This window comes from Pedobacter sp. BS3, assembly GCF_008274585.1.
In the GTDB taxonomy this organism is placed as follows: domain Bacteria; phylum Bacteroidota; class Bacteroidia; order Sphingobacteriales; family Sphingobacteriaceae; genus Hufsiella_A.
In genome coordinates this window covers 831,109-851,705 of the sequence record NZ_VTRT01000001.1, presented here as the reverse complement: position 1 = coordinate 851,705, position 20,597 = coordinate 831,109, and the positions used below count along the sequence as shown (strand labels likewise).

General features: G+C 42.9%; 16 protein-coding genes. 8 read left to right on the top strand and 8 right to left on the bottom strand.

The window, feature by feature from the left end; genetic code table 11:
- Positions 1-220 precede the first annotated feature (220 nt).
- Together FW774_RS03710 and FW774_RS03705 are read right to left on the bottom strand one after the other, a co-directional pair.
- Positions 221-4,612, bottom strand: coding sequence for a pectinesterase family protein (locus FW774_RS03710; RefSeq protein ID WP_149346782.1), 4,392 nt, complete (start codon positions 4,610-4,612; stop codon positions 221-223).
- Between the two features lie 401 nt (positions 4,613-5,013).
- The gene (locus tag FW774_RS03705) at positions 5,014-6,288 is read right to left on the bottom strand and encodes a replication-associated recombination protein A (protein WP_149346781.1); all 1,275 of its coding nucleotides are present in this window, start codon (positions 6,286-6,288) and stop codon (positions 5,014-5,016) included.
- Positions 6,289-6,551: 263 nt separating this feature from the next.
- Between FW774_RS03705 and FW774_RS03700 the strand changes: the two genes are divergently transcribed.
- Positions 6,552-7,487, top strand: a complete 936-nt coding sequence (locus tag FW774_RS03700) for a hypothetical protein (RefSeq protein ID WP_149346780.1) — start codon at positions 6,552-6,554, stop codon at positions 7,485-7,487.
- 21 nt (positions 7,488-7,508) lie between these two features.
- Here the strand turns inward: FW774_RS03700 and FW774_RS03695 are convergent, their stop codons facing one another.
- Both FW774_RS03695 and FW774_RS03690 read right to left on the bottom strand, forming a co-directional pair.
- On the bottom strand, positions 7,509-7,763 hold the full coding sequence (locus tag FW774_RS03695; protein WP_242457706.1) for a helix-turn-helix domain-containing protein: 255 nt from the start codon (positions 7,761-7,763) through the stop codon (positions 7,509-7,511).
- 33 nt (positions 7,764-7,796) lie between these two features.
- Positions 7,797-8,036: a helix-turn-helix domain-containing protein gene (locus tag FW774_RS03690; RefSeq protein ID WP_149346778.1), complete on the bottom strand. Its 240-nt coding sequence runs from the start codon at positions 8,034-8,036 to the stop codon at positions 7,797-7,799.
- A gap of 118 nt (positions 8,037-8,154) precedes the next feature.
- Between FW774_RS03690 and FW774_RS03685 the strand changes: the two genes are divergently transcribed.
- Positions 8,155-8,436 (top strand): hypothetical protein, encoded by a 282-nt coding sequence (locus tag FW774_RS03685; RefSeq protein WP_149346777.1) that lies wholly within the window; start codon positions 8,155-8,157, stop codon positions 8,434-8,436.
- Between the two features lie 51 nt (positions 8,437-8,487).
- Here FW774_RS03685 and FW774_RS03680 read toward each other — a convergent pair whose 3' ends face one another.
- The 3 genes from FW774_RS03680 to FW774_RS03670 all read right to left on the bottom strand — a co-directional run bounded on the left by FW774_RS03680 (position 8,488) and on the right by FW774_RS03670 (position 10,739).
- Positions 8,488-8,742, bottom strand: coding sequence for a PIN domain-containing protein (locus FW774_RS03680; protein ID WP_149346776.1), 255 nt, complete (start codon positions 8,740-8,742; stop codon positions 8,488-8,490).
- A 128-nt stretch (positions 8,743-8,870) separates the two neighbouring features.
- Complete coding sequence (locus FW774_RS03675; RefSeq protein WP_149346775.1) at positions 8,871-9,122, bottom strand: hypothetical protein; 252 nt, start codon at positions 9,120-9,122, stop codon at positions 8,871-8,873.
- Between the two features lie 132 nt (positions 9,123-9,254).
- Entirely contained in the window at positions 9,255-10,739 is a 1,485-nt protein-coding gene (locus FW774_RS03670) for a sulfatase (protein ID WP_149346774.1), read from the bottom strand.
- 236 nt (positions 10,740-10,975) lie between these two features.
- Between FW774_RS03670 and FW774_RS03665 the strand changes: the two genes are divergently transcribed.
- Positions 10,976-13,768, top strand: coding sequence for a TonB-dependent receptor (locus tag FW774_RS03665; protein ID WP_242457705.1), 2,793 nt, complete (start codon positions 10,976-10,978; stop codon positions 13,766-13,768).
- Positions 13,769-13,876: 108 nt separating this feature from the next.
- Here FW774_RS03665 and FW774_RS03660 read toward each other — a convergent pair whose 3' ends face one another.
- Entirely contained in the window at positions 13,877-14,074 is a 198-nt protein-coding gene (locus FW774_RS03660) for an Hsp70 family protein (protein WP_149346773.1), read from the bottom strand.
- A gap of 849 nt (positions 14,075-14,923) precedes the next feature.
- Between FW774_RS03660 and FW774_RS20345 the strand changes: the two genes are divergently transcribed.
- The 5 genes from FW774_RS20345 to FW774_RS03640 all read left to right on the top strand — a co-directional run bounded on the left by FW774_RS20345 (position 14,924) and on the right by FW774_RS03640 (position 20,451).
- A complete protein-coding gene (locus tag FW774_RS20345) occupies positions 14,924-15,064 on the top strand; it encodes a hypothetical protein (protein WP_187774794.1) in 141 nt (46 codons plus the stop codon).
- 306 nt (positions 15,065-15,370) lie between these two features.
- On the top strand, positions 15,371-16,468 hold the full coding sequence (locus tag FW774_RS03655) for a vWA domain-containing protein (protein ID WP_149346772.1): 1,098 nt from the start codon (positions 15,371-15,373) through the stop codon (positions 16,466-16,468).
- A gap of 185 nt (positions 16,469-16,653) precedes the next feature.
- On the top strand, positions 16,654-18,132 hold the full coding sequence (locus tag FW774_RS03650; protein WP_149346771.1) for a sigma 54-interacting transcriptional regulator: 1,479 nt from the start codon (positions 16,654-16,656) through the stop codon (positions 18,130-18,132).
- A 160-nt stretch (positions 18,133-18,292) separates the two neighbouring features.
- Positions 18,293-19,567, top strand: coding sequence for a metallophosphoesterase (locus tag FW774_RS03645; RefSeq protein WP_149346770.1), 1,275 nt, complete (start codon positions 18,293-18,295; stop codon positions 19,565-19,567).
- A gap of 5 nt (positions 19,568-19,572) precedes the next feature.
- The gene (locus FW774_RS03640; protein WP_242457703.1) at positions 19,573-20,451 is read left to right on the top strand and encodes a UbiA family prenyltransferase; all 879 of its coding nucleotides are present in this window, start codon (positions 19,573-19,575) and stop codon (positions 20,449-20,451) included.
- Positions 20,452-20,597: the final 146 nt, after the last annotated feature.

Here is a 20,597-nt window from a genome sequence, read left to right as displayed (position 1 = left end):
TTGCAATTTATAAGTCCTTTTTTGGTTAGTTCCTAAAACAAGTTTAAAGAGATAAAACCGAAAAAATTAATGTTTCAGGATAAAAATTTGTGCAATCGATGCCGGGAACGATTGCACAAATAAAGTGGGGTATTTTCATTACTGTTAACCCTGCCTTAAATAGTATAGCCCGAATTCTGCCAATGCAGAATTCGGGCTATACTTCCTTCTAAATAAGAATTTATTGCTTTATGAAAGCGCCAGATAGTTTGTTATTGCCACTTGTAAACAGCACGGAATAAAATCCGGCCTTTAATCCCGAAACATCAACTGTATAAGGTGCCGATAGCGCATTAATTGTACCTGATGTGAACACAACCTTCCCGTCAATACTTATAATACGGATCTGGGTATTACCGCTTACTTTTCCGCATTGAATACTTAATTTTTCTGAAACGGGATTAGGATATAAGGCTAATTTTAGCGTACCGGCATTTTCTACAGCTCGTATGCCACTGTAGCTGTACTTGCCATCCAAATCCACCTGCTTAATACGGTAATAAGAGGTGCCATCCATAGGCATTACATCTGTGAATGAATAATTGTTAGTTCCCGAAGTATTAAACGCCGACTGCGACCCAATTTTAACGAAAACTAAGTCTGCACCTGCACGTTCAACTTCAAAATTTGAAGTATTTACTTCATCGGCAGTTTGCCAGTTTAATACTACCGAAGGCGTTAACTGTTGAGTTAATTTTGCTGTAAACGATAGCATTTTTAGCGGCAGGGCCAACTCGTTGGCAACTACAAAAGGGCTAAATATGTCAATCCCGGTAATTTTTGCCATATAAGGGTTTGAACCGCTTACCGTTGCGGTATATCCCACATAACTGCCGTTATGATAATTAGCGGCTACTACCGGCGAAGCTATATCAAAGCCACTGTTCTGGTCGGCGGTATTCCACTGAAAAGTAATGTCTACTTTTCCTCCTGCTGTAGCTGGCGTAACATCCCATTGCAGATTCACTGATTTTGAATTGTTGCTGGGTAAGGTATGATCAAGCCCGGTTTTAACTTTAACCGCAAAGTCGCTTATGGTTCCGGTATTAGAAAGAATAAGTGGATTATAACCCGATGCCGTACCAACAGGAAACAGAACATCGGTTGGGCCAACACTCTTAACAGTCAATGTTCCTGCTCCATTGGTAACAATATAGCCGGTACCCGTTCTGGCAACTGTACTTGCTGTTAAGGTGTTATCACCCAAAGTGATCTTACCATCAGCTATGTTTAAATTATTAACAGTTAAAGGCGATTGTAATGTGTAATTGCCGGTTACATCTATCTTTAGCCCTGTTAGCAAATTTGTGGCATCATTATATTGATATTTACTATCAGCGCCTTTCAGGTTAATTTCAACCGAAACGGCGGAGTTAGACTCCAATGTACCCCCGTTCACCATAAAATCTCCGGCAACATTAATTACCGCATTTACCGTACTGTTTTCTCGCACCAGCACCCTGCCACCGTTTTGTTCATAACTTCCCAGACCAACAGTACCATTAGCATTCAATAAAGCTAAATATTGTGAACCGGTGTTGTTAACTGTAAACTTGCCACGAATGTTCTCCACCAGGTTTCCCTGGAAAGCATAATATTTGGTTTGCCCCGGATTATCCCAGGTTACGTTGTAATAGCTGATGGTATTTTTCAATATACCTGTTTGAGAGGTTGTTATTCCTGAAATAAGGAAAGTAGAGCCGTCTTCAAAAGTAATGGTTGCAGGCATAGTGTTTGAGTTTGCAGCGTGCTCATAAACACCACCATCTTTTACAGTCACATAGTTATAGTTAACCGATGCCTTATTGATCAGCTTACCTTTAATATACACATTGCTTCCGGTTTGATCTACCTTTAGCGTGCCGTTATTAGTTACCGTTCCGTTAATGATCAGATCATATTTACCATCGTTATTTATGGTTCCGTTATTTTCAAGCTCACCATCAATTTGGTAAAGCTGATCATGGTGTACATTCATGGTTTTTCCGCTTTCAACAATTAGCTTACCACCTTCTCTCACTACAGTGGAATTTACATAACCATACGAACTATTGTAAGCCGTATTTAAGTCGGTACTGTTAGGCGCCGTTACAATATGTCCTGATTCTATAAACGAGGTATGTCCTGTGCCGTAATGCGGAGGAGTAGCCGCCGCAGTCCAAACCCCGCCTACCATTTGGGCCCAGATAGAAACGTCTAACCACGATCCGCTGCTTACGGTTTTATAATCGCCTTCAGCTGCCGCCAGACCAACACTTCCTTTAAAATCAATGTCTTTAAGTGTAATGTACCTGCCATCAGATGAACTGCCTGTTCTGAAATACATTCTTACTTTTAGCTGTTCGCCGGCAGCAACCCGTACGCCTGTAGCACCGTTCAAGGCAAACGCGTATCTTTTGGCTCCCGTGTTTTGATTGGCCAGCGCAAATGCACCATTGGTAAAGCTTCCATATGTAGTACCTGCTACCGGCGAACCATTTAAAAGCGTATTCTGCAATAATGTACTTGTAGCAAAATCATCTGTTGAATATTCTAATGCGAAATTGCCTGTGGTTTGAAAAACAGCAAGGTTAAATAATAACGAATCTGCCCGTGCTTCGTGGGTTGACGCGGTTTTCAGTGTAATTTCTATGTATCTGGACTTATCCGTCATGTTTTTAATGGCATTATCATTCCAACCGCCACCGGCTGCTGTTGGGCCAAACTGTATGCCATAATCAGTAGAATAAGGGATGTTTGTACCTGAGGTCTTATCAGACAAGATATAGGTATTCAGGTCCAGGTTTGCCGATTCCAGGCCTTCTTTAAGATAGGTTGCACCGGCATTTTGAGCTAAAGAAAGGCTGGCTATTGACTGGCTGTTTACCAAAGGATGGTCATACGTTTCGCCGCTTACCGCGATACTTTTGTTATGACTGCCGGTGCCCGAAACAATAGTTAAATTACCGGTACTTGTACCTGCAGCAGATGCATTCAAACGCACCAGAACAGTTTTGGAAGTTAATAACCCGCCGCTTATGTTGAGTATCAACGGATTAGCCGAATTGTACCAGGTTGTACCGTTATCGGCGCTTACTTCAAAATTTGCAGGAGGGGTAATGGTTACATTTTCCTGCAAATATTCTCCGCTAATAGTAATAGGCTGCGATTGCGAAGGCGCATCACTTCCTTGTTTAAATGCTTGTAGCGTACCTGTTAAGTTAATTACCGGTATAGCCGATATCATTACACTTTCTGAACGTACGGTTCCGTTTGCTGAGCTGGCTTCTACATAATATTCATAAGTTGACATGGAGGGTGGAACCGTTTCTTTACCGGTTGCGGGAGTGTAAGATACATTCACATTGTTATCCGCAATGGTTTGTTCATTTACCAGAACAGGCGCTCCACCGTCTGTTATACGGTATAGCTTGTAGGTTACGTTACTTTCTGGCCAATTCAGGTTCCAGGTAAATGTTAATTCCGTGCCGCTCTTTACATATTTAAAATTAGAGATGGCAAGCCTGTTTACCGGCACATCCTGACCATCCGGAAAAACCGAATATGGATCCCAGATGTTGTTATTCCGGTCTTTAAACATCACCGAATTATCCAGGTATTCTGCCGCCTCTGTGCTGTTAAGCTGCTTAGACCACGATACACGTGAAGAAACATCCAACGGATCACCACTCATATCCATAGAATTATACTCGGCATAAATAATTTTGGAAACATCTGTTCCGGCATCCCAAACCGACCAACCTTCCGGTTTTACAACAGAACTCATTTTTGTATTGATAAATACTGTTGCCGCGGTAGATTTATCCGCTGATGCTGTATTGGCATCATTTTGCCATGGCCTGCCTAAAACATATTTGGTTGTGCCTCTGTTGGCTATAATTTCGCAATTTCTAAAAACAAAACCCCTTGTTTCGCGGGTATTGGACGCGGTTATGTAACTTCCGTTGTTATCAGACCTGTCCCTGGCGTAAATGGTACATTCATCAAAAACGGTTTTAGAATTCCCGAAAATAAAGTCGACAACACCCTCGATATAACATTTATATAGTGATTGCGGATACTTGGAATTATATCCCAAAAAAGTATCCTGACCACCTAAGAACCGGCAGTTCTTGAACGATGCTCTGTCTCCGCTAACATTTATGGCAAGCGCTTGCGGAGCGTCACCTGTTGAATTTTCAAAGGTAATATTGGCCGCACTAAAATCATCGGCTGTTATAATTACCGAAGCTGAATTTGCGGTACCGTAGGTTGTGCCCCCACCACCGGGGATAGCTTTACCGTTATAATTGTTGTATGTAATAATCGTTTTTGCCGCACTTTCGCCAATAAACTGTATGAATGGCTTAGCAATAGTAAGATTTTCATAGTAAACACCACTTTTAATGTAGATTCTGTAAGGTGAGGTAGCGCTGGCTGGGGCGGCATCTAAGGCCGCTTGTATTGTAGTATAATCACCAGTGCCGTTTTTATCTACAACAGCGTCGTAGGATGCAGCCTTTACATAGGTTGAACATAACAACCCGACGAACATCAAGCATACTCTTAGTGGGAAAGTAAAAAATGTTTTCATATTCTATTGGTTTTTATTTTATTGATTGATTAGCAGATTTACAGGCAAATACTATCCTTATGTGGTATCCTGCTTAAGGTACCGGCATAGACATACAGGGCAAATACCCTTGATTAAATTGAATGATGTATTCGGTTAAAAAAAAGCTTATGAATAATCTTTTTTCATACTCAAAACAGATTAAATTTCTTTACTTAAGAACATCAAACTGAACGAATCTCACTTAAAAGAATAATATCAAAGGCCTGTTTAATATAGTTTTGGTCAGCTCCTAAAACAAGTTTAAAGAGATAAAACTGAAAAGATTAATGTTTTAGGATAAAAATTTGTGCAATCGATGCCGGGAACGATTGCGCTATTGTCGAAGATAAAGGAATAATAAGCTAATGAATAAAAGCTATTCAATATTTATACTTTGTTTTCCATAGCGATTTGAGCCTTTCCCGGAGTTTCTGCTCCGCGGCGTTATTACCCGGATCATACAGCAAGGTTCCGCTCAGGCTGTCGGGAAAGTATTCCTGCTCAGAGAAATTATTCTCATAAGCGTGGGAGTATTTGTAATCTTTTCCGTAGCCAATATTTTTCATCAGCTTGGTTGGAGCATTGCGGATATGCAGCGGAACCGGTAGATCTCCGGTACGGTTAACCAGCTCCTGCGCTTTGTTGATGGCCTCATAAGCAGCATTGCTTTTAACCGATGATGCCAGATAAGTTACGGTTTGAGAAAGGATGATCCGTGATTCTGGCCAGCCGATAACATTTACCGCCTGGAAGCAATTGTTTGCCAGCAATAAGGCGTTGGGATTGGCATTGCCGATATCCTCAGAAGCAAGTATTAAAAGTCGCCGGGCAATAAACAAGGGATCTTCGCTACCGGCAATCATACGGGCAAGCCAGTAGACAGCTGCATTAGGATCGCTGCCGCGGATGGATTTGATAAATGCCGAAATAATATCGTAGTGTTGCTCGCCGGCTTTATCGTAAAGCGCCATGTTCTGCTGAACCTGCTGCAGCACGAATTCGTTAGTGATAGCCCGGCCATCGGCAGCCTGGATAACAAGCTCTAAGATGTTCAGCAATTTACGGGCATCGCCTCCCGACAGGCGCAACAGGGCCTCATACTCTTCTATAACTACCTGCTGATCTTTCAGCAACTCATCTTCGGCCAGCGCCCGCTTAATTAAGCTGATCAGGTCATCCTCGGTAAGCGGTTTCAGGATGTAGACCTGGCATCGCGAAAGCAGAGCCGAAATAACCTCGAATGAAGGATTTTCTGTTGTTGCACCAATCAGTGTAACCAATCCACGCTCTACGGCGCCCAACAACGAATCCTGCTGCGATTTGGAGAAGCGATGAATTTCATCAATAAACAATATAGGCAGATTAGCTTCGGTTTCTTTTAATCTGGCCGCCTGCTCAATTACTTCGCGGACGTCTTTCACACCCGAGTTAATGGCGCTTAAGCTAAAGAATGGCCGGTTAAGCTGTTGTGAGATGATGTACGCCAGCGTTGTTTTACCTACTCCGGGCGGCCCCCACAATATCAGCGAAGGCAGGTTGCCGCTTTCTATGGCCTTGCGTAAAACCGCATTCGGGCCAACAAGGTGCTGCTGCCCGGCATATTCGTCGAGAGTTTTGGGGCGCATACGTTCTGCCAGAGGTGCACGGGTAGCCATAGGGAAACAAATATCGAATGTTAAGTTGAAAGGGAAAAAGAAAAATTCAAAAGCCCCCAAAGAGTGGTTAGACTTAGATGTTTCAATCCTTTCAAAATGGCACTCGTTTACAACGGGCACCTCATTTATACGGCGTTTATAACGCCGAAGATGACCGATTGTTTGCGATACGGTCGCAGGATTCAAACATAAAACCCTTCTTTCTGCCAAACAATATATTTTTTACAGGGTTATTCTGTTACACTACAAATGAAAATCGAATTATGCGTATAAGAAGAATAAACATTGCAGGCGCCTTTATTGGTTTGATGTTATTAAGTTTATCTTGTAAAAAAGATAGATCCGGCAGTAAAGGGGCCCTGGGTAGCGGGAATGTATATTTTACATGGGCAGATGAAGGGACATTAAAGATTAACCTGCAATCGGGAGCTAAATCGTTAGTACTTCCTAACGACACCAAACAAAACGGTTTTGATGTTAGTAAGGATCAAAAAAGAATTCTCGTTCAGGAAGATGTCCCGGGGCAATATGATACGCAACGGTTTAAGATTTTGGATCTGAATAACGGAACCGTTATCAGTTCTATGGATTTTACCAGTACCGAAACCTACACCAATCCCCGTTTATCACCTAATGGTACATTGATACTCTGTTCTCCCTTATTGCCAGGCTCTGTTACTATCCTGAATATTGTAACTCAGAAATTTACTACCATAAAGGACATACAGGGAAAGAGCCTTACAAACGCCTGTTGGATGCCGGATGAGACCATTTTGCTATCGACCGCCAATGCGCTTTACCGAAGCAACAAAACGTTTGATCAGGTTTCGTTAATAAAAAATATGGACTTTAGCTCGTGGGGTTCTGTAGCAGTGCGAAACGATGGTAAGAAAATTGCATTTGCAGGCGACAAGCACATTTGGATGATGGATGCCAATGCGGATAACCTGATGCAAATTACAGATAGTAATTCAGAAGAAGGAGCTGTCTGTTTCTCTCCAGATGGGTCTTTCATGATAGTAGGAACTTATAATTTTGCCAGTGGCGGCGGTCCCTGGGCTAAATATTATACCATGTTTATTGTTCCGGCAGATGGAAAGAAGTACCAGATGGATAGCAGCGATTCAAATGTAAAACCTGTTATTGCTCATGGCGAATCTTCGCCTCAGTCTTACGATAGTAAGGTACAATGGTTGTGATTAAGGATGCTGATATGGGTTTCATTCTATTGAGATATTAAAGTCTATCCCATAATCAAAATCAAGCAAATCTTTAGGGTGAATTCCTAACCCGGTTGCCAACTCTGTAATGGTTAAAAGGGTTAGGTTTTTCTTACCATCCTCATATCTTTTAATATCGCTATGGTCAATATTGCAAAGCGTAGCTATTTTACGATATGAAAGTTTTTTTTCTTTGCGGATGGCACTGAGCCTTTTCCCAAACTTTACTAAAATATCCTGCTTATTTTTTTCCATTAACATCTCCCTTTGGCAATGGAGAAATGGTACTTAGTTTTCTCCAGGTTCTTGCTTATTTAGCAAGTACGAAACGTCAATATCTAAAGCCTTACAAAGTTCTATCAACGTAGAGAACATGTAGTCCTCCCGTGCATTTTCTATTTTACTAATTTTAGCAGAATTTACACTGCATCTATTAGCTAATTCGTCCTGAGTCCAATTTTTCTTTACTCTCGCCTTTCTTAAGTTAATTCCAATTCTTACATAATAATTCCTGAACTCATCCTTCATGAAGGAAATTTCGAGTGTTTAGCAAAATAAATTCTTGTCAATATTGACAATTTTTAAAATAATCATTACTTTTGGTCTGAGGCTTTTGATAAAATAGTACTCTTTATATGAAGCTAACATGAATAAAACTAATTCAACTCTTACCACACAAACTCCATTGCACTCCCTTCAGGACTTCTTCCTCTGCTTTGATGTGGAAGAAAGCAGAAAGCTACTTTGGGATTGGCTCAATATTACGGTAAGCGGCAGCTTCGGGCAAGAGCCTGTAAATGTGAGGCAAAATCTGCTGACCTTTTACGTACACATACAGGAGCTTTTGGATGCTACACATGCGTTGGTTACGCAGAACGGGCAAATAATCCCTCCACATGAGTCAGATCAGGTTAATTCTAAAGTATGACAAGTCGATTCGTCTGTCGGAAAATTGGTCAAGGTGTAATATCGTATTGCTTTATCCCCTAAATAGTTCTAAGCTCTTTATAAACTTAAAATCTTTAGTGTTGTAGGTGAACAAGGTCAGTTTTGCTTCTAATGCTGTAGCTGCAATCATTCCATCAGCTAAAGCTAAACCATGACTAAGCTTGTATTTCTGAATTAGTTCTATTGCCAGTATAGTTATAGCAGGATTGATAAGCAAAATATCAAAGCGGGATAATTTTTTGTTAATAGTATTTAACTCGGCTTTATTTCCCGCTCCGGATAACAATTACAGTTTAGTTATCGCTGAAAAAAGAATATTATCCAAGCCTATATTATTCTCGATTATATGCTTCGTTTCATTATGACGAGCTTTTTTCTCATCAAAATAATCAATCATTACATCGGTATCGCAAATTATTTGTTGCGCCGCCATTCAGTTTTTCTTAAATCAGAAGCATTAAGCTCTTTACCCGTAAAGATTGCGGTTAACTCTGCTATATCAATAGTTTTGTCACCAGGTATTACCGGCACTCCATTTACGGTATTGCTACCTTGCTTCTTTCCAACCGGATTCTGGGAGGATACAGAAAATCCAAGATATTTACTCAGATCGTACAAAGCTTTGAGAGTTTTTGGATTTCTGTATTTAATAATGGCCTCTTTCATGCTGACAAATAAAAGTAAATTTATAAATATTAATCCGACTTGTAAAGTAGTAAATAACACCTTTCTGCCTTTTCTCTTTCATCAAATCTGTCTAATCGTACATCAAACCTGTTTTGGATAAATGGAACAAATTTATTTCTCCGCTTTATAAGCCGGATTAGGCTTAGGCATAACTGCATGCTGACTTTCCAGCCATTTATCTAACTCATTGCGAAGCTTCCGGGCAACGGCCGACTGTATTTGAATCAGGTCATTTTTCTCTGAAATATCATCACGCAGGTTATAAAGTTCCTCCCGGTTATCTTCATACCAGCGTATCAGTTTCCAATCGCCATCAATAACCGCAGACCCCGGCGCTCCTCCCTGATTACCATAATGCGGATAATGCCAGTAAAGCGGACGCTGTTTCATGCTTTTCCCGGCCAGTAACGGGGTAATACTCTCGCCATCAACATGTTGCTGTGGCTGCAACGGCTGCCCGGTCATTTGTAGCAAGGTAGGATAAAAATCAGTACTTATTACAGGCATATTGCAAATAGCGCCATTGGTTGTATGCCCCGGCCACCTGATCAGCAAAGGTTCACGTATTCCACCTTCGTAAAGCCATCCTTTGCCTCCACGTAACGGCAGATTTGATGTTGGATGGCCTTCGGCAGTAGAAAGCCCACCATTATCAGAAAAAAATACAATAATAGTATTATCATACAAGCCATCATCCTTTAATTTTTGGATCACTTTTCCAATAGACTCATCCATCGCTTCTACCATAGCAGCATATACCACATTTGCCTGCACCGTACGCACTTTTGATTTACCTTCGCTTGCAAACACGTCCTTAAGCCCAAGCTTCTCCTTTTTCCGCTCGTATTTTTCAATCAGATCCTTGCGACCCTGTAACGGCGTATGTACCGAATAAAATGAGAAATAAGCAAAAAATGGTTTATCCTTGTTCTCATTTATAAACTTAATGGTTTCGTTCGCTAAACGGTCAGGAAGATGCTCTCCTACCGGCCCATCCGGAAGCATCGGATTAAAATACGGTGAAAAGTAACTTTTAGGATGTCCGGCTGTAAAGCCACCTTTGTTAACATCAAATCCCTGATGTTGAGGCCAGTATTTCTCTTCATCGCCAAGATGCCATTTACCCGCAATAAACGTGGTATAACCACCTTGCTTAAATGCTTCGGCAATGGTGTTTTCCTGCAAAGGTAAATACTCGATATACGATGCAGGAAGTAACTTACGTAAACCGGCCTTTTTAGGATTAGCTAACACCTCTTCAGGCTGAGGCGCTCCAAACCAGTCGGTAGTTTGTAACCTTGCGGGATATTTGCCGGTCATGATGCTTGCCCTTGTTGGCGAACATACCGGACAAGCCGCATAAGCCCTCGTAAACCGCACAGATTCTGCGGCCAGCTTTTTGATATTCGGCGTTTCATAAAACGTGGTTCCGAAAGGCTCAACATCAGTCCAGCCCAGATCATCCACCAGGAAAAATACCACATTGGGTTTTGATTGAAAATCTTTAGACCTCTGATGGATCGCTGTCTGACAAAAACTCTCCGTACCCAATAGCATGAAACATATCCAGGTAAAAGTGAAGATTTGGTTTCTCATATCGTTTATTTAACATCCGGGAATAATTGGCTAACCCGGTTTGATAATTATACAAAGATTGCAGGATTTCAGGGTATATGAATAGCATTTTTCATGAAAATGATAGATATTATTCCGGCGCTGGCCAATAATCCAGATAACAATAACTTAACAACAACCTTACCTTTAGTTAATTGAAACCTAACTCAAGGCTAACATTGTGATAATATTTTTGCCTGCATAACAATAAGCAGCAAGTGAAATCACAAATTAATCTAAAAACGCTTTTATTCGCCGTAGTTGCTCTGTTTTACAGCGGAATGATCTTCGCGGCAGAGGTTCCCGGAAGAATTTCAGGAACAATATCTGATAAAAAGACCGGCGAAACACTGATCGGTGTTTCAGTTAAAATTGCAGGAACAACCAAGGGTATTGCCACCAATGTGGAAGGAAAATTCTCTCTCATCGGTATTAACCCGGGCACTTACACCCTCGAAATATCATACGTAGGTTACGCAACAAAACGCATTACAGGTGTAGAGGTAAAACCAGGCAATGTAACTCCGCTCAATATTATCCTGGAAGAATCATCGGACATCCGATTAAATGAGGTGGTTGTTACAGCCAGTTACAAACAAGAGTCGGTCAATTCATTATATGCGCAACAAAAAAACAGCGGTGCAATAACCGATGGCGTATCTTCAGAACTGATAAAAAAATCGCCGGATAAAAATACTTCGGATGTATTAAAACGGGTAAGTGGCGCTACCATACAGGATAACAAATTTGTAATTGTGCGTGGCTTAAGCGACCGGTATAATACCGCCATGCTGGATAATGCAACTTTGCCCAGTACAGAACCTAACCGCAAGGCATTTTCGTTCGATATTGTTCCATCAGGTTTAGTTGACAATCTGGTGATCAGTAAAACCGCTACCCCCGACTTACCCGGCGACTTTACAGGCGGAGCCGTACAAATACGCACCAAAGACATTCCGGACAACAATTTTATAACCGTAGGTGCTGGTGTAGGATATAACACCGTTTCTACATTTAAAGATTTTCAAAGCGGCCCGAGAAACACTTTGAACTATTTCGGTTTTGACAATAACAGCAAAAGCTTAAGCAACAATTTTCCATCACGCAACCAGATTGTTAACGGTTTAACCGCCGTACAAAATCAGGCTGCTATACAAAGCCTGCCCCGGGACTGGAACATTTATAATCATAACGCGTTACCCAGCCAGAACTACCAGCTTACTATAGGACGCGTAAAAGACTTCGATAACGGCAATAAAAAGCTTGGAGCCATTGTATCGTTAACCTATCGTAACGCACAAAACACCAACGCCAATCTTGAGCGTAGCTTCTACGATTATAAATATACCGACAATCAGTATAAATTTTCTACCAGCTTAGGAGCCCTGGCTAATTTCGCATACAGCTTCGGCAACAGCAAGATAACCTTCAAAAACATCTATAATAAATCGTTTGATGACCAGTTTTTGTACAGAAGCGGTGTGTTGCGGCAAAACGACGAGATCCGGTATTATGCTTTCGATCTGTTAGAAAAATCGCTGTTTAAATCAACCATTGAAGGGATACATAAAGTTGGTGATAACAACAAATTAAACTGGTCATTAGCGTACAGCAATGTACTGAACAATCAGCCGGATCAGCGTAAGATCGGCTACCAGCGCAATATCGCTTCATACCAGGCCGATCCATCAACCGGTTTTTCTGCCAATGTTACTTCGCCCGGCAAAGAGAATGCCCGTTTATTTTCCCGCATGAATGAGAACAATTATTCAGCCGGTATTAATTACTCCACCCTGGTCACCATGTTTAGCAAATCAGCATTGTTAAAATTCGGGCTGTCATCTCAGTACCGTGATCGTGACTTTAGCGCCCGCTTTATCACCCTGGTATTGCCTGTCAGCACACCCGATCTTAATGAGATCAGGTTACGGCCTATCGAAACGTTATTCGGCGAAGATTTAATAGAACGGAATGTTTACCAACTGAATGATATTGCTAACTTAACCGATAACTACACGGCAAATGCCTTTACCAATGCGGCTTATGCCATGCTGGATAATAAAATCGGCGAAAAACTGCGTGTGCTTTGGGGAGTACGGGCAGAGCAGTTCAGCCTGAACCTCACTACGCCAGATCCTATGCAAAAAGCCATTGAGCAGCATTACCTGGATATATTACCATCGGCCAATTTTACATACAGCTTAACGGCCAGGAGCAATTTACGGGCATCGTACTATCGCAGCCTGGCCCGTCCGGAATTCAGGGAGCTGGCTCCATTTATTTATTATGACTTTGAATTGCTGGCCTCGCAAACCGGTAATCCCGATCTAAAAAGAGCATTGATAGACAACATGGATCTCCGTTACGAGATCTATCCCTCGGCCGGGCAGATCCTGTCAGTTTCTGCGTTTTATAAAAACTTCAACAATGCCATAGAAGCTTATATTGACGATGCTAATTCCCTGCCCAATATCTCCTATTTCAACTCAGAAAAGGCCAATGTGTACGGGTTGGAGTTTGAAATACGCAAATCGCTGGATTTTATCGCGGCAAGCAACTTTCTCAAAAACACTACGTTATATACCAATGTATCGCTGGTAAAATCGGAAGTAAAAAACCCGAACAATCCACTGCTGATAGAAAAGAACAGGCCAATGGTTGGTCAGGCTCCGTATGTTATCAACGGTGGATTACAACACGCTTTCTTACAGGATAAGCTCACTTTCAATGCCTTATATAACCGGGTAGGACGCAGAATATTTAAGGCGGCCGGGCAATTGTTCCCAAGTATGTGGGAAGCTCCCCGCAATGTGATCGATTTACAGCTCAGCCTGAAAGTATTACGAAACAAAGGCGAAGTGAAGTTCAATGCCGGCGATATTCTGAATGAAGATAACGTATTATACTGGGACAAAGATAACAGCAAATCGTACACGGGCGGTGCAGATGAAACCATAAGCCGTTATAAATCCGGCAGCAATTATTCTTTATCATTTTCGTACACGTTCTGATTGCTTCAGACTTTATAGGTTTATAAAACCTGTGAAGTCTGAACCTGTGAGACCTTCAGTCAATGCATATTTTATGTTGATAACCCATATTACAAATACGGAATAACATCATTGAAAGGTGGAACTGAGGGCTCGCTTTATTATCATATACGCTCTTTGTCCAACAAAAGGTTCTCCATTGTTAAGTGCAATGTACGAACGAGTAAGTTCTTCTCCGTCACTATTTCTGATAATTTTTAAAACTGTTTCTTTGAATGCGATAACCGAATTCGTTGTTCCAAGGTCAATGCCGATTGCTTTTTTCATTTGTTAATTTTGGTTTTTATATGCTACAAAAAAAGCGCAGGCTAATTCCTCTACTCGTTTCAGAGGCCCGACCAAGAGCCCACACCACAAAGCAAAAAGGAACGCCCGCGTTTTACCGCAGGCGTTTCCACTTTACTTCCTGTAGTGTTAGAAAATTTTGGTCGGTTTCTGAAACAGGAATCCTAAAGCAAAACGCTATTTAATATGATTTTTAACTCATCTGTATTTAATTATATCTTTCGAAGGTAGAAAAGTTAAACAATATTGCTTTTAGCTTTGGAGCTTTCTGTTTTTACCCCACCAGAATTTTTTACAAACCCCGTAAACCCGGCAATTGCCATATAGGTTCGATATGACGGCGTACAGGTATATTATGGCGAATTACTTAAAGAATTTTACTAACTTGCTTTAAACAAATACGCTGGTCACGCAATTCCTTCAATTTAAAGTTTAACCAGGTATTTTACCGGGACATCTTCGTACCATGTTCGGTGATCCTACGTTCGGGAACGTAAGATCACCGAAGGATCCCACAAGGAATGAGTGTTTAATCTGAGTCTTAAACTTAAGCCGGTGTGGAGGTACAAAGGGAATTTGTAAACCTAAACTCATCATTCACATCGCTTCAGGCCTTCTGCTTTAGGCTTTTAGCTCACCTTCTGCCCTACATCCTAAACCTTCTACCTTTTGCCTCTTCGTCTTGTCTCTTGCTTCTATGTTCTTGTTTCTCTTCCGGTCTTCCAAACTTTTCCGACTATAAGCCATAAATATCAGGTGCGACAAATAGCTTTTGTTTTTTGTTTTTTTTATTTTTATGAGAAATAAGAACAGTAGTTAACGGCAACAATAGTGGAAAAGAAAGTAAAAAAAAGCACAGCAAAGCCTGTCGCAAAAAAGAAAGTTAATATAAAGGCGGAGATTCAGCAGCTATCTGACCAGATAAACCGCAACATTACTAAAAAATGGCTTGAAACAATGATTGCAAAGTGATTGTAATTGCCGATAGTAATATCATTATTTGATTATTCGTTTAATTGTCGCCTGCTTTCCACCCTGCTACGTACTACGTAAAACTTATAACGTAAAACTTTTCTTATCCTACTTCCGAGCTTTCTTGTTCTCTTACTTCTATGTTCTTGTTTCGCTTCCGGTCTTCCGGACTTTCCCGACTTTCGGACTATCCGCCATGAACCATGAACCATTCGCCACCAGCCATCAACTTTTTTTACACCAGCCTAACAACCTTGCGCTAACAAACTTTTAACTTCGTTTTTTCGTTATTCCAGAAAGGAAATTATGCGGGGCTACCAGTTTTCAAAATTCATTCCGCGGCAGTTGCCTAAGGGCGGCTTCGACGAGTTGCTCAAGCTGTTCTTGGAATTGCTTAATTACACATCGGGCGATGCCGGCGAAGCCTTGGCCTGGATGAACGAGCTGGATAAGCAATACCAGCTCACCACCGATGAATACGGTATGGGCGATTTTATCGAAGACCTGAAGAAGCAGGGCTATATTGACGATGACGGTAATTCCGGCGAGATCAGGATCACCGCTAAAACCGAGCAGAGCATCCGGCAGTCGGCGCTGGAAGAAATATTCGGCAAGCTGAAAAAATCCGGTAAGGGACAGCATAATACCTCCAAATCCGGCCACGGAGAAGAAAAGAATGCCGACCGCCGCGAATACCAGTTTGGCGACTCAGCAGACCAGATCGATATGACGACGTCCATCCACAATGCACAGATAAATCATGGCATTGGCGATTTTCATCTTACAGAACGCGACCTGGAAGTAGAGGAAAAAGATTTTAAAACGCTTACCTCAACCGTGCTGATGATCGATATTTCGCACTCCATGATCCTGTATGGCGAAGATCGTATTACACCGGCTAAAAAAGTAGCTATGGCGCTGGCGGAGCTTATCCATACAAAATATCCTAAAGATACGCTGGATATCGTGGTATTCGGTAACGACGCCTGGCCCATTACGCTAAAAGATCTGCCGTATTTGCAGGTTGGCCCGTATCATACCAACACGTATGCCGGACTGGAGCTGGCTACGGATATTCTGCGTCGTCGTAAAACGCATAACAAGCAAATATTTATGATAACCGACGGCAAGCCAACCTGCCTGAAAGAGAACGGCCGGTATTACAAAAACAGTATGGGCCTCGACCGCAAGGTGATCAATAAAACATTGAACATGGCGGCGCAATGCAAACGGTTAAAAATTCCCATTACTACTTTTATGATAGCCCGCGATCCATACCTGCAGCAATTTGTACGTACTTTTACCGAAGTAAACGGTGGCCGGGCATTTTACAGCTCATTAAAAGGATTGGGCGAATATATTTTTGAAGATTATATCCGCAACCGCAGAAAAACGGTTCGGTAAGCCGGAAGGCTTATATTTAAAATTACAAAAAGGAGGGTGGTTCCTGAAAAGCCTTACGTCATTCCGGACCTGATCCGGAATCTCCTCAATAGCAGCATAAATGGTGCTTTATCCCGTACGTACGGGATGAATCAAGTTCAGGATGACGGAAATCGGCTTTTTAGAAAACATCTTAGGAGAGGCTAATGAATAAGATCACAACATTCGGAGCATTAAAAAAATCAGGGTACAAATCACGACCCGTTAAAGAAGAATTACGCGAAAACCTGGTTAAGCAGCTAAAAAACAAGGAAGCCGGTTTTGAAGGCATCATCGGTTACGAAGATACCGTAATCCCCGACCTGCAGACCGCTATTCTATCGCGGCACAACATTCTGCTGCTGGGTTTGCGTGGACAGGCAAAAACCCGTATTGCACGGCTCATGATCAACCTGCTGGACGAATATGTCCCTTATATCGAAGGTTCAGAGTTATACGACGATCCCTTTCATCCCATATCCTGGTACGGACGTCAGCGGCTACAGGAATTAGGCGACGACACACCGGTAGCCTGGCTGCACCGGTCAGAACGTTATACCGAGAAGCTGGCTACGCCCGATGTTACCGTTGCCGACCTGATAGGCGATGTTGACCCCATTAAGGCAGCAACGCTCAAGCTGACTTATTCAGACGAGCGGGTAATTCATTTCGGACTTATTCCGCGGGCGCATCGAGGCATATTTGTTATTAACGAGCTGCCCGATCTGCAGGCCCGCATACAAGTTGCTTTGTTCAATATCCTGCAGGAAAAAGACATCCAGATACGCGGCTTCAAGCTGCGGTTGCCGCTGGATATCCAGTTTGTGTTTACCGCCAACCCGGAAGATTATACCAATCGCGGAAGCATTGTAACACCGTTGAAAGACCGTATAGAAAGCCAGATACTAACCCATTATCCGCGAAGCATAGAAATTTCCCGGAAAATTACCCAGCAGGAAGCTAACCTGGCTACCCAGCAGCGCAACGCTATTGAAGCAGATGGCCTGGTGAAGGATTTGGTAGAACAAATTGCTTTTGAAGCCCGGCAGTCGGAGTATATCGATAAAAAATCCGGGGTGTCTGCCCGGCTTACCATATCGGCTTATGAGAATTTGGTCAGTGCCGCCGAAAGGCGCCTGCTGCTAAACAATGAAAAACGGACGGCAGTACGTATTTCAGATTTCCTGGGTATTATACCCGCAATAACCGGCAAGATAGAGCTGGTGTACGAAGGCGAGCAGGAGGGGCCTGCCAAGGTAGCGACTATATTGGTGGGCAAAGCCATTAAAACCTTAATGGCCCGGTACTTCCCCGACCCTGAAAAGATTAAAAAATCAAAGCAAACCAATCCTTACGAAGAAATTGTGGACTGGTTTGCCGCCGGGAATACCATTAACCTGCTGGATGATCTGTCAGACCAGGATTATAAATCAGCCTTGCTTACCGTGCCGGGATTGCGGGTGGTAGTCAAAAAATTTCATCCCGGTTTAAGTGATAACCAGCAATATCTGCTCATGGAATTTCTATTGCACGGGCTGGCCGAGTTTTCACAGTTGCATAAATCGCACCTGGATAATGGTTTTGCCTTTACCGATATGTTCAACAGCTTGTTCAGCGCCGGTTTCGAAGAAGATGAAGGCGAATAAGCCGTTATGAGGAGTCTGTGTAACAAAATCCGGTGCTGTGTGTCTGTATAGTATTGGTTTATGCAACACACAGGCTCTTTTAACTTTCAACTTTTGACTCCGAGTGCTCGGGGTTTCACTACGTTCAACTTTTGACTTTCAACTTTTGACTTTATAACTCATGTCCGACCGCATACTTCCGTTAATAGGCATCAGCATTTTACTGCTATTAATAGATTATTACATTTTCAGGGCTATACGTGCCGTTAAGCCCAAATGGGGCGCCAAAAAGCACCGGGCTTTTGTTTACGTATGGTGGGGATATTCCTTTTTACTGATAATCGGCGTATTCATTGGTGTGTTTTTCAACCTGCGGTTAAGCATTCGTTCCATCCTGCTGGTTGCGTTCTTTATTACCGTTGTTACCAAGATATTTTTGCTGCCTTTTGTGCTCATCGACGATTTAAGACGCAGCGTTATCTGGATTTGGCGCAAGCTGTTCAGTAAAAAGAAACCTGCCGGGGAAGTTGTCCGGCGTACCGAAGGAGAGAAAATATCCCGCTCAGACTTTATCATCAAAGCCGGTATCGCGGTAGCCGCTGTTCCGTTTGCCGGACTTACCTGGGGAATAGTCTCAGGCGCTTACGATTACCAGGTAAAACGCCGCAAAGTTTACCTGCCCAACCTGCCCAAAGAATTTGATGGCATCACCCTGGGGCAAATATCCGACATTCACTCCGGCAGCTTTTATAACAAAAAAGCGGTGTTGGGCGGCGTGGAGATGCTGCTGGCCGAAAAGCCGGATTTTATTTTCTTTACAGGCGACATTGTGAATAACCTGGCCAGCGAAATGCGGGATTACCAGGACATCTTCTCAAAGGTAAAAGCTCCCCTGGGCGTATTCTCTACCTTAGGTAATCACGATTACGGCAATTATTATTTCGGGCCCAAGCCATCGCCGGCAAAGGCTAAAAACCTGAAAGACGTGATAGCCACCCATAAAAACCTGAACTGGGATCTGCTCATGAACGAAAACCGCCGCCTGAAAGTCGACGGAGCCGAAATAGCCATCCTGGGTATTGAAAATTGGGGCGCCGGGCGTTTCCCGAAATATGGCCGCATGGATCTGGCCGTAAAAGGCACCGAGGATGCACCGGTACGCTTGCTGCTATCGCACGATCCATCGCACTGGCGGGCACAGGTGCTGCCCGAATATCCGCAAATCGACATCATGTTCAGCGGACATACACATGGCATGCAGTTCGGTATCATAACCGAGCATTACCAGTGGAGCCCTATAAAATATATTTATAAAGAATGGGCAGGCTTTTATCGCGAAAAGCAGCAGCAATTATATGTTAACGTGGGATATGGCTTTCTGGGCTACCCCGGCCGTGTTGGAGTTTTGCCCGAAATTACGATATTTGAGCTTAAGCGAGGCCCTGTTCCCGCTTAGCATACATGAAAAACCTGTTCCGGCAATTTCTTGACTTCCTGCTATTCAGCAACATTTTCATGGCGCTTTGCGCCGTTGCACAGGCATTGGTAACGTACCAGTTGCTATACACCACTCCCGATCTGTACGTGCCCGGCATTTTATTTTGCGCTACGCTGGCACTGTACAATTTCAGCATCCTGCTGGCCAAACCGGCAATCCCGGAAGAATCGCCTTTCAGGCGGGTACGATGGTTCTTTAAATACGAACGCTTAATGATCTCCATCACCATTATCTGCGTGCTGGCGCTTATTCCATTGGCGCTATTTTTATCCATGTCATCACTGCTTTTACTGGGCCTTTTAGGAATAATAGCCGTTGCGTATAATCTGCCGCTGTTTAGCTGGCAGGATAAGCGCTTCGGCCTGCGTAACATCCCCGGCATCAAGCTGTTGCTCATTGCCGTGGTATGGTCTGCAAGCTGTGTGCTGCTGCCCGTACTTGAGCTGGAAAATAACCACCATTTCGTTGTTTCCGCCCGCGATACCGGCCTGCTGCTGGCCAAGCGCTTTTTATTCATCGCGGCGCTGGCCGTCCCGTTCGATATCCGCGACCTGTTCCAGGACAGAACCTACGAGCTGAAAACCATCCCCGTTATTGTAGGCGAAAAGCGGGCCTATTTATTTTGCCTGTTTCTGCTGGCATTATACCTCGTACTGCTTTTCCTGTTTAACAAAACCCTCGATGCCAATTTTATCGGGCTAACCCTCAGCATTGTGCTGGCCGGATGGCTGATCTTTAAATCCAACTGGGAACGCAACGAATATTACTACTTCTTTTACCTCGACGGCATCCTGATCTTGCAATACATTATATTGCTGGTTTGCAGCTACCTGCAGTTTTAAATAATTTGAAAAGCAAAAGCCGTGCTGCTGTTTTACGGTAGTCCGGCTTTACGCTCATACGCCTGCAAGGCATTAGCCACAGGCCGGTATCCGCTACAATCCGGTTTAGCCGGGACAGGCCAGTGCTACTATTATTGCATTATTGC